Raw genomic sequence first — 11,670 nt, forward strand, 5'->3', positions numbered from 1 at the left:
CAGCTAAGCTGCGTTACTGATCCAGCGGAATATCGAAGTTCTCTGGCCGCTTGAAGGTCCCTTCATAGGATACCAAACGGTCGTTCTCGAAGCGCAGTACCGCATAACTCTTAAAATTGTCTTGCGGACCCGTACCTGCGTTCATAGTAAACACATAATGCCAAACATCTTGGCGAAACACGTTGGTGGCAACCGGTGTTCCCATTACGAATTCAACTTGCGCTTTAGTCATGTTAATACGCAGTTTGTCGATGTCTCGTTGCTCAAGGTAGTTACCTTGGGGGATGTCAATTCGGTATACCAACCCTTCAAATACGGAACAACCACTAAGGATGATCAAAAGGCTACCGACGAGTAATAATTTTTTCATACGACCTGCTATGGACTCTCAAATGGGGTAAAGCGCTCAATTGCTTTGCGATGATAAACAAAGAGACTGGTAATGACCAGCCTCTTTGCTTGGCAATTAACGTTTAGACATTAACTCACTGCTAGTAATTCTTCAGCATTGGCGGTACTTGCAGCGGTAACGCTATCACCACCAAGTAAACGCGCTAATTCAATAACACGCTGCTGATGTTCCAGTTCGACCATAACTGTTTCAGTATGTTCACCATCAGTGGTTTTATCGACCCGTAATTGTTGGTGAGCTTTGGCAGCCACTTGCGGTAAGTGGGTGACACAGATGACCTGGCAGGACTGCCCTAACTGCCGTAATAAATTGCCTACTGTGGCAGCGGTAGCGCCACTGACTCCAACATCGACTTCATCGAACATCAGAGTTGGCGTGGTCATTTGACTGGCAGTAATGACTTGAATCGCTAAACTAATGCGCGACAGTTCGCCGCCCGAAGCAACTTTGTTGAGTGCTTGCAACGGTTGGCCTGGGTTGGTGGTGACTTGAAATTGGATCTGGTCGGTACCGAGTTTACTGGCGGGAGCTTGCGGTTGGTGCTCCACGGCAATACTGAAACGGCCATGGGGCATATTCAATTGCTGCATCGCTTGGCTGATACGGTTACTTAACTCAATGGCCGCGGCACTGCGGCTGGCAGCCAGTTTTTCTGCGCTGAGCCGATATTGCTGCGCTGCTGCTTTAACCAACTGCTCACTTTCATCGGCGTTTTGAGTTTGCTGTTGCAGCTGGGCAAGTTCTTGTTCTAATTGCTGTTGAAAATGCGGTAATTGTGCTGCTTCGAGCTGGTGTTTGCGCGCTAACTTAATGGCCTGACTGACGCGTTGTTCGGTTTGCGCTAACTGTTCATCGTCGAGTTCGACATGGTCGTGATAATGCCGTAACTCACTCGCGGCTTCTTGCAGCTGCACACTGGCTTCATGCAACAAGCGCACAATGGGCTCTAGCTTGGTGTCATTTTCTAACTGCTGCTCAAGCCGATTGAGCGCTGATTGCACCAAACCAAAAGCATTATTGTGCTCACCCTCGTACAACGCATTTAAAGCAAAACTAGCATCTTCGAGCAACGCCGCGCTGTTACTCAGGCGCCGGTGTTGTTGCTCAAGTTCTTCGAACTCGTCCGCTTGCAGGGCAAACTCTTGTAACTCGTGTAGTTGGTAGCTGATGAGTTGGGTCCGTGCCTGGCGGTCGCTTTGTTGCTGTTCAAGCTGCTTTTGTTGTTTGCGCAATTGGTACCAATGTTGGTAGTCCTGACTGACTTGGTCTAGCAACTGCTGATGACGGGCATAGTGATCGAGCAGGTGCAGTTGGTGGTCATTGCGGGTCAGTAATTGATGCTCATGCTGGCCGTGAATATTAACCAGTAGCGGCGCTAATTCGCGCAACTGGGCAACGGTCACAGGGTAGCCGTTGATCCAAGCTTTTGAGCGGCCTTCGCGAGTAATGATACGGCGCAATACGCATTGGTCGTCATCATCATGGTCACTACTAAACTCTTGCTCAGCTAACCATAACCCAGCCGGTGATTGCGGGTTAACCGCGAAGCTCGCGACAACCTCGGCTTGCTCCGCATCGGCTCGAATCATGGCGCTATCAGCACGATCGCCTAAGCATAAGCCAAGGGCATCAAGGGCGATTGATTTTCCGGCACCGGTTTCGCCGGTAATAGCTGTCATGCCGGGCTGAAAATCGACGGCTAAGGTACGCACTACGGCAAGATTGCGTATTTGCAGGTGAAGTAACATGGAGACCTCCAATCACTGGTTATCTATACAGTAGTTATACAGTATTTAACCAGTATTGCAAGGTACTCGCTGGCACCGACTTAAAAAAATTTAAAACAACCGGCTGCCCCAGCCTAATTTATTGCGCAGCACCCGATAGTAGCAGTGATCGGTTGGGTGGACTAAATGTAAGGGTTGCGGGAATTGCTCTATCACCACCTCGTCACCCGGTTCCACCGCCATCCGTACATGGCCATCGCAGCTGATTTGCAAGGTAGCGTTATGCGGCGCGGTGCGCAAGCGAATGCAACTGTTGCCAGATACTACAATAGGGCGGCTACTGAGGGTATGAGGGAACATAGGTACCAAGGTGATCGCGTTTACTGCTGGAGTTACTATGGGACCGCCGCCAGATAATGAATAAGCCGTAGAGCCCGTTGGCGTACAGACAATAATGCCATCGGCACGTTGGCTATAGACAAACTGGTCATCAATAAAGACTTCGAATTCGATCATGTGGGCCACTTTATCAGAGTGCAGTACCACTTCATTAATGGCGCGGCCCACCGCTAAAGTTTGCCGACCTCGCATGATCGTGGCTTGCAACAGGCTGCGTGGCTCTATTTGATAATGACCGCTGAGCACGTCGAGCAGTTGCTGTAATGCTTGGTCGGGGTCGAGGTCCGTGAGAAAGCCTAAATTGCCACGATTAACGCCAATCACCGGCAAGCCCGCCTCGGCAAACACCCGTGCAGCACCCAACATATTGCCATCACCGCCTACCACCACGGCGATATCCGCGGCCCCAGCAAGTTCATGCAGTGGCAGCGTCAATTCGGCCCGTTGCCCCAGTTGTTCTGCGGTCCGTTGCTCTAATACCACGCTATAATCGGCGGCCTGCAAGCCATCGAGCAAATTGAGCAGAGTGCTACGGGTTGCTTGGTGGTTGACCTTACCCAGCAGGGCGACTCGACGAAATGGCGGTTGGCTCGGCGTTGACATAGTATTTCCTGATTTTTATTGGAGCGAGCCTTGATTCAATGGCGTCTGCCCCCATAATTGTGGCGTTGTCATTTTATAGCAGAATAAGGATGCGATGTAACTATGAGCCCAAAAGACCCTGAACAGCAGCAACCACAGCATGATACCGAGGTTGAGCAAGAGCAGCCAGAGCTGGCCTCTGCAGGTGCTGAAAGTAGTGATGATTCGCAACGTAGCGATCGTGAAGCGGAGCTTGAATTGGCCTTAAGCCAAGCCCAACAGCGCGCCAATGACGCCGCTGATCAAGCGGTGCGGGCCGTTGCCGAAATGGAAAACGTACGGCGGCGGGCGGCTGCAGACGTCGAAAAGGCGCATAAATTCGCGCTGGAAAAATTCGCCAACGATTTGTTGACCACAGTGGACAATCTTGAACGTGCACTCGCCATTGCGGTAACCGCCGAGACCAGTGACACCTTAAGCAGCTTTGTCGAGGGTATTGAATTGACGCACAAAGGCTTGATGAATACCTTACAGCGCTTCGGTGTTGAGGCGGTCGGTGAGGTGGGTGACACCTTTAATCCTGAGCTGCACCAGGCGATGGCCATGCAACCTCATGCTGAGCAGGCGAATAACACCATTATGGCGGTATTACAGAAAGGCTATCTGTTGCAAGGTCGATTATTACGGCCAGCTATGGTGATGGTGGTGAAAAATAGCTAAAAGTTCCGTAGTTGTCTAAAAAAAATGTTATTTCGCTTGGATTCTCGAAATTATTCAGTAATATCAGAGTAGATGTGGGTTAAGTTTTTGTAAGCTCGGCCGACTACAACACTACAATAAATCCAAGGGTTAACTAACATGCTGAAAAATCTAGAATTGAAGCGCAGCCCACTTGCACTTGCCATTGGCTATGTGTTGGTGGGTGGTGGCATCACCTCAGCGCAAGCTCAAGACACTGAAGCAACTGAAGATTCAACCGCGCGTGAAGGCACAGAAAAAATTACTGTGGTTGGGTCGCGTATCCGTACGGACGGTCTTGATTCTGCTTCTCCAGTTGAAATCATTAGTGCCAGCGAGGCCATTGGCCAAGGTTTAGTGACCTTGGGTGACTTGTTGCGTACCTCTACCGTTGCCGCTGGTTCTAACCAGGTTACCGCTGCAGCCTCTACCGCGTTCGTCACCGAAGGCGGTACTGGTACTGAAACCTTGTCACTGCGTGGCTTGGGTGCGAACCGTACCTTGGTGCTGTTAAACGGTCGTCGTATCGGCCCAGCCGGTACCCGTGGTCAGGTGTCTGCCTTCGACTTGAACATCATGCCTTTGGCTGCTGTTGAGCGCGTGGAAATTCTGAAAGATGGTGCCTCATCACTGTACGGTTCTGATGCGGTTGCTGGTGTTGTTAACATCGTGACTAAAACCGGTGATGAAAGCGCCTTCGACGTGAACTTGAGCCAGCCGAATGAAGCGGGTGGTGAAACCATGCGCATGAGCGGTAGCTTTGGTCGTAGCTACGATAGCGGTTCATTCCGTTTAGTCGCTGACTATCAGCGCGTGAATGAGCTTGCTAACGGCGATCGTGACTTCTTTGATTGTGGTAATAACTACTTATTCGATCCAAGCAATGGCGAGCGCGCCGATTTAGTCGACCCGCGTACCGGTGAATTCCGTTGTAACGACTTACCGTGGGGCCATGTGTGGGTGTATGACTATGCGCCATTGTTTACTGGTGACAGTAACGTGCCAACACGGACTCTGACGTTAGCGCAGTATGATTATGATAATAATTTAGGTGGGTTGATTCCTAGCTTTAATCAGACCGCTAATGATCCCTATGATATGCGTACCCCTGAAGGTTGGTATCCGGTCAACTATGATCGCGTATCAAACTCGGTCACTAACGCGGATCACCCGTTCCAAGACTTAGAGACCTTGTCGCCTGAGCAAGAAATCGTCACAGTATTTGGTGCTGGCGAATTATGGTTAGATGACACCACCACCTTATATTCTGAGGTGTTATTGAACCGTCGTAAAACCACCACCAATGGTTACCGCCAGTTCTGGACATATATCTATAACGGTAACTTCGACTTCTTTAACTTTGATGTCGGTAATGGCAACGGTAGCCCGTTAAGCCAAGGCTGGACTGGTGCACAGTGGTTGAGCCCAACGCCAATTACCAACCACTCAGGTAGCGAAATCACCGTTGATTATCGCCGCTTTGTAGTTGGTCTTGAAGGCACCCTTGGTGATTACGACTACGATATCAGCATCCAAGACAGCCGTAGTGATGGTGATTATAAAAATAAAATCATCTACAACGACTCAATCGAAGACCAGTGGTTTAATTATGGCTCATGTGTTGGCACGCAAACATCTGTTCGTGGAGCTGACTGTATCGACGTGCCATGGTTAGATCCGCAATTCTTAGCGGGTAATATCAGTAGCGATGTGCGTGATTTCTTATTCGGTGAAGAAATTGGTAACACCGTCTACAAACAACGTACGTTTGAAGCTGTTTTATCTGGTGAAGCGTTTGAAATCAATGAATTACCGATTGGCTTTGCAGTTGGTCTGTCGTATCAGCAAGATTCAATTCTTGACACTCCCGGCGAACAAACCTTGTTGAGCAACACATGGGGTATGAGCTCGGCCGGTATTACCGAAGGTAAGCAGAACACACGGGCGTTATTTACTGAGTTAAATATCCCATTGTTACGTGATCTGCCGTTCGCGCAACAAGTTGAAATGACCCTTTCCGGTCGTTACACCGATGTCTCAACTTATGGCAGTGACCGTACATTTAAGGCCAGCTTAAACTGGTTAATCGATGATGGTTTGCGGGTACGTGCATCGCGCGGTACCTCGTTCCGTTCGCCAGCCTTGTACGAGTTGTTCTTGAACAACCAGTCAAGCTTTGTTGGCCAGCGTACCGTTGATCCATGTATCAACTATGAAACTGCACTTGCTAATAACCAAATCTCAGAAATCACCCGCAACAACTGTGCCGCCGATGGCATTCCACCGGATTACGTAGGTGGCGCAAGCTCGGCGACGGTTATCACTGGTGGCGGCTTAGGGCAGTTAGAAGCTGAAACCTCGGTTGCTGAAACCTTTGGTGTGGTGTGGATTCCAAGCTGGACTGATTTCAGCATGAGCGTTGATTACTTCAACTTCGAAATTGATGGTGAAGTAACCTTGTTGAGTGCATCGCAAATCGTTCGCGGCTGTTATGCCTCTGAAAACTTTGATACTGAACCATTGTGTGATCAGTTCTTCCGAAATAACCTAGACCTTCGTGTTGAGGAAATTACTGGTAAGTACTTAAACATTGCGAAGCAGATCAACCGTGGTATTGACGTGCAGTTAAATTATCCGTTCTCGACCGAATTTGCTGAGTTCGATATTACCTACGAACACACCATTCAAATCGAGGCGTCACGTCAGTTATTTGCTGCCAGTGAGCCAGTTGATCGGGTGGGTGAATTCGGTTCGCCGAAACACGTAGGTAACTTACGTCTGACCATGAAGCAAGACGACTGGACCTATAACTGGACGTCGCGTTACATCGGCGCGGTATCAAACCACGAGCGTTATGGTTTAGGTACCTACCGTGAAGATGCTAACTTCTTTGGTCAACAAGTACGTTTAGTGCTAGATAGCTCACCGGTGATTTACCATGCGGTATCGGCAACTCGTGACTTCCGTGATGCCGGCGTTAGCGTAACCTTTGGTATCGCCAACTTGTTCGACAAAGAGCCACCGAAAGTATCTGACCGTGGCGGTGTATCACGCATGGGCAACACTGCCTTCTACAGTCAATACGATTGGTTAGGTCGTCGTGCCTTCGTGAACTTGTCCTATCAGTTCTAAGTGACTGGTTAAGTAGTAGAAAAATGCCGACTTCGTGTCGGCATTTTATTTTCAATGACGTAAAGAGAACAAAATCATGGTAAATGTACGGGTCAAACCGGATACCTTGGATGCGGTAAATGGTCAATTTGAGCAGCCCATTCTGCTTAAACCAGTATTTTTGAATTCAGTACCGAAATGCGGCACGCACCTGATTAAGAATATTTTTCGGATGTTTGTACCAGTCAATCAGCAGTACCAAGATGCCTTTGTGCAGCTGCCTATTCTGCAGCAAAACATCAGTGCTTTTAACCCGCTGCAGCCTAAACTGAGTTGGGGCCATTTATTGTTTAACGATACTTCAGCCGCAGCTACTCAGCATGCTCACCACCTGGTTATGGTTCGTGACCCTTATGACTGGGTGATTGCGCGGGCGCGATTTTTCTTGTCGGATAACTTTGATGGCAACATGCAACTGCTGAAAAGCGGGCGGATTAGTGTGGAAGAGATACTGAATTTGATGATTTTCGGCATCTATCAAAAAGCCCCGACGCTCGCTGATATTTTTAATACCAATTCGGTAGCGTGGTTAGGCACCGGGGTGACGTTGGTGCGTTATGAAGACCTTATCAAGCATTTGAAAAAGCTTGATAGTGACGATGCCGAAGCTTATTTCCATGCGCTTTTATGCCCAGCATTAGGGTTAGAGAAACTGCCCAGCGATTGGCGTAAACGCGTTAAAGTTGGCTCTGATCGCGAGCAAAGTGGTACTTATCGCGACAACCTCACTAACATCAATATCGAACTACCAGAGCGTTTACCAGAAATGCAACAGCGATTAGTGGATTTTGCTGCTCCAGGCTTGCGCGCTATGCTTGGTTACTGCTAGTTGTAACGAAGGTGATAGGAATAGGTAAACGGGCATGAAAAAACGAAAAATTTTGATTGTTGGTGGTGGCTCCGCCGGTTGGATGGCAGCGGCTTATTTAAATGGTGCGTTGAATCAGCGCGGTGAGCAGCCGCGGGTTGACATCGAGCTGTTGGAATCGCCTGATACCCCACGTATCTCAGTCGGCGAAGCCACCATTCCGTCCATGCGGCATTTACTTGCGGTAGTCGGTCTCGATGAAATGGATTTTATGCGCGCCACCGAAGCAACCTTCAAACAATCGATTAAGTACACCAATTGGGTACATTTAGATAATAGTTTTTATCATCACCCGTTTTCTAGCATGCGGGCGCAACCGCTTGACCGGGCAGGACTTGACTGGCTGCAAAGTGACCGCAGCGTACCTTTTATGGAGACTTGCTCAGCGCAAGTAAAAGTCTGTGAGTGGGGTCGTGCGCCGCTCACGTTGGGCCCATGGAATCTGGGGCCGCGGTTAAACTATGCCTATCAAATGAATGCGCAGAAATTCGCCGACTATTTACGTGATTTCTCGACGGCTCGTGGGGTGGTTCATACCCAAGAAAATATGGTGGCGGTCGAAAAGCACAATAATGGCCACTTAAAAGCCGTGCATACCGATACCGGCCGCATTATTGAAGCCGACCTGTTCGTCGACTCCACCGGCTTCCGCGGCTTGTTGATTGAGGGTGAAATGGGTGTTGGGGTTGAATCCTGTAGCCAGTACTTGCTGAATGACCGTGCGGTTACTATGCATGTGCCGTATGAGCGATTCTACCCGGGTATGGTGCGACCCTATACCACAGCAACCGCGCTGAGTAATGGCTGGATCTGGGATATCCCGATGCAAACTCGCCGTTCAATTGGGTATGTGCATTCCAGTGCATTTATCAGCAAAGAGCAGGCTGAGCGTGAAATGCGTGCCTATCAGGGCCCAGGCTGCGACGATTTACCTTGCCGTTTTGTTGATTTCAAAGTGGGTCGACGGAAGAAAATTTGGGCCGGTAATGTCATTGCCATCGGGCTTGCGGGTGGTTTTATTGAGCCTTTGGAGTCGACTGGGTTGTATTTAAGCGACTTAGGTGCGGTGCTATTAGCCGAACATTTTCCTTGGCAAGATGACGCTATGGAGGTCTTAGCCAGCCGCTATAACCGTTTGATGTCGAATCGTTTTTACGAAATTCTTGATTTCATTAATATGCACTATTGTTTGACTCAGCGCAGCGATACTGAGTATTGGCGCACAGTGCAACAACCCGAGCATATCACCGACCGATTAAAGGCTAAGTTTGAAATGTGGAAGCACAAGCCGCCGACGCCGCATGATTTTCAGGATCAATGGTTTGCCGGTATGACCCAGCAGCCGCAAGCAGTCGAATTATGTGATAGTGATCGGCGCCCGGCGGTGGACACCGGTGGGCTGTGGAATCACGAAAGTTATGAATGCATTCTCTACGGTATGGATTTTATGCGCGAGGAATGTGACCGTTGGTTTGGCAGTCAGCGCCCAGTCACTAAAGTTCACCCAGCGATTATGCAGCGCCTTCAAACTTTCCACCAGCATTTACCGCCGCATGCATTATGGTTGCAGCGACATTTAGGTATGGCTGAATATGCTACGGCAGCGAAGCCAGTGGGCTGGGTGGTATAAGCCTGATCAGGAAAATTTTTTGCCGCGGAGGTTGTTTTCCCAAACGACAGCCCCATTTAGCAGTCAACCACAGAAAAATAACCCTATTGCGGCTGTTGAAATTAGTTTTTCCAGCCCCATATAAAGGTTAACCAAGCTGTATTGATTGATAAATTTGGAGACTGATTATGGGTAAAATTATCGGCATCGACTTAGGCACCACCAACTCCTGTGTGGCTGTTTTAGAAGGCGGTAAAGCACGTGTTATTGAAAACGCGGAAGGCGACCGCACCACGCCATCGGTTGTAGCATTTACCGATGACGGTGAAGTATTGGTAGGTCAGCCGGCGAAACGCCAGGCGGTGACCAACCCAAACAAGACTTTGTTCGCTATTAAGCGTCTTATTGGTCGCCGTTTTAAAGACGAAGAAGTGCAGCGCGATATTGGTATCATGCCTTACAAAATCGTTGCTGCGGACAACGGTGATGCGTGGGTGCAAATCAACGACGACCGTAAAGCACCACCACAAATCTCAGCTGAGATTTTGAAAAAAATGAAGAAAACCGCAGAAGATTATCTCGGTGAGAAAGTCACCGAAGCGGTTATCACGGTTCCTGCCTACTTTAACGATGCTCAGCGTCAGGCCACTAAAGACGCTGGCCGTATTGCTGGTCTTGATGTCAAACGTATCATCAACGAGCCAACTGCGGCAGCCTTAGCCTATGGCATGGACAAGAAAAAAGGTGACAACGTTATTGCCGTGTACGACTTAGGCGGCGGTACCTTCGATATTTCAATCATTGAAATTGATGAAGTGGATGGCGAGCACACCTTTGAAGTATTAGCGACCAACGGTGACACCCACTTAGGTGGTGAAGACTTTGACAACCGTTTGATCAACTACTTGGTGGAACAGTTCCAAAAAGATTCAGGCTTAGATTTGCGTAAAGACCCATTGGCAATGCAGCGTTTAAAAGAGGCTGCGGAAAAAGCCAAGATTGAGTTGTCATCAGCGCAACAAACTGAAGTGAACTTGCCGTATATCACCGCCGATAACACCGGTCCGAAGCACTTAGCCATTAAAGTAACGCGCGCTAAATTGGAGTCGCTGGTAGAAGACTTGATTGCCAAGTCACTGGAGCCATTGAAGCAAGCATTGAAAGATGCCGAGCTATCGGTGGGCGATATCGACGACGTGATCATGGTTGGTGGTCAAACCCGTATGCCGAAAGTGCAGCAAGCGGTGACTGACTTCTTTGGTAAAGAGCCACGCCGTGACGTTAACCCCGATGAAGCCGTGGCCGTTGGTGCTGCGGTGCAAGCTGGGGTACTGCAAGGTGATGTGAAAGACGTATTGTTATTGGACGTCACGCCATTATCATTGGGTATCGAGACCATGGGCGGGGTGATGACCAAGCTGATCGACAAGAACACCACCATTCCGACCAAGCAGTCACAGGTGTTCTCAACTGCGGATGATAACCAAAACGCGGTAACTATCCATGTGTTGCAGGGTGAGCGTAAGCGTTCAAGTGATAACAAGTCACTGGGCCAGTTCAACCTTGAAGGTATTCGCCAAGCGCCGCGTGGCACACCACAAATTGAAGTGACTTTTGATTTGGATGCGGACGGTATTTTGCACGTATCGGCTAAAGATAAAGATACCGGCAAAGAGCAGAAGATCACCATTAAAGCTTCGTCAGGCCTAAACGATGAAGAAATCGAAAAAATGGTGCGTGATGCCGAGTTGAATGCCGAAGAAGATCGCAAATTTGAAGAGATGGTACAGGTACGTAACCAAGCCGATGCGCTGGTACACGCTACTCGTAAACAGCTGAAAGAAGTTGAAGACAGCTTACCTGAAGCCGACAAAGAAGCGATTGAAACTGCTATCAACGAGCTTGAAGCCGCGGTCAAGAGCAATGATAAAGATGCCATTGAAAGCAAGCAACAAGCACTGATTGAAGCGTCCGCTAAGTTGATGGAAGCGGCACAAGCTAAAGCGCAAGCTGAAGGCGGCCAAGGTGGTCAGCAACAAGGTAGTGCTGATGATGTGGTTGATGCTGAATTTGAAGAAGTCAAAGACGACAAAAAGTAAGCACGCGCCCGGCGAGTGTTAGCACTTAAGCTGTCGAAGCTAAACAACGCACGGGGGTTGCCGCA

Annotated in this window: 8 protein-coding genes; 5 read left to right on the forward strand and 3 right to left on the reverse strand. The window is 49.1% G+C overall.

Annotation, left to right across the window (positions count from 1 at the left end):
• Nucleotides 1–13 precede the first annotated feature (13 nt).
• The 3 genes from EFO84_RS04260 to nadK form a co-directional block, all read right to left on the reverse strand.
• A complete protein-coding gene (locus EFO84_RS04260; protein ID WP_127346827.1) occupies nucleotides 14–370 on the reverse strand; it encodes an outer membrane protein assembly factor BamE in 357 nt (118 codons plus the stop codon).
• A 110-nt stretch (nucleotides 371–480) separates the two neighbouring features.
• The gene (gene recN / locus EFO84_RS04265) at nucleotides 481–2,160 is read right to left on the reverse strand and encodes a DNA repair protein RecN (protein WP_127346828.1); all 1,680 of its coding nucleotides are present in this window, start codon (nucleotides 2,158–2,160) and stop codon (nucleotides 481–483) included.
• A 90-nt stretch (nucleotides 2,161–2,250) separates the two neighbouring features.
• A complete protein-coding gene (gene nadK, locus EFO84_RS04270; RefSeq protein ID WP_127346829.1) occupies nucleotides 2,251–3,141 on the reverse strand; it encodes an NAD(+) kinase in 891 nt (296 codons plus the stop codon).
• 102 nt (nucleotides 3,142–3,243) lie between these two features.
• Here nadK and grpE point away from each other — a divergent pair, with 102 nt between their 5' ends.
• From grpE to dnaK, 5 genes are all read left to right on the forward strand, one after another.
• Entirely contained in the window at nucleotides 3,244–3,840 is a 597-nt protein-coding gene (gene grpE, locus EFO84_RS04275; RefSeq protein WP_127346830.1) for a nucleotide exchange factor GrpE, read from the forward strand.
• Nucleotides 3,841–3,978: 138 nt separating this feature from the next.
• Nucleotides 3,979–6,990 (forward strand): TonB-dependent receptor domain-containing protein, encoded by a 3,012-nt coding sequence (locus EFO84_RS04280; protein ID WP_127346831.1) that lies wholly within the window; start codon nucleotides 3,979–3,981, stop codon nucleotides 6,988–6,990.
• A gap of 76 nt (nucleotides 6,991–7,066) precedes the next feature.
• Nucleotides 7,067–7,858, forward strand: a complete 792-nt coding sequence (locus EFO84_RS04285) for a hypothetical protein (protein WP_127346832.1) — start codon at nucleotides 7,067–7,069, stop codon at nucleotides 7,856–7,858.
• Nucleotides 7,859–7,892: 34 nt separating this feature from the next.
• Entirely contained in the window at nucleotides 7,893–9,527 is a 1,635-nt protein-coding gene (locus EFO84_RS04290; RefSeq protein WP_127346833.1) for a tryptophan halogenase family protein, read from the forward strand.
• 167 nt (nucleotides 9,528–9,694) lie between these two features.
• Nucleotides 9,695–11,605, forward strand: a complete 1,911-nt coding sequence (gene dnaK / locus EFO84_RS04295) for a molecular chaperone DnaK (RefSeq protein WP_127346834.1) — start codon at nucleotides 9,695–9,697, stop codon at nucleotides 11,603–11,605.
• The last annotated feature ends 65 nt before the right edge of the window (nucleotides 11,606–11,670 follow it).

Source organism: Pseudidiomarina mangrovi (assembly GCF_003999375.1).
Taxonomy (GTDB): domain Bacteria; phylum Pseudomonadota; class Gammaproteobacteria; order Enterobacterales; family Alteromonadaceae; genus Pseudidiomarina; species Pseudidiomarina mangrovi.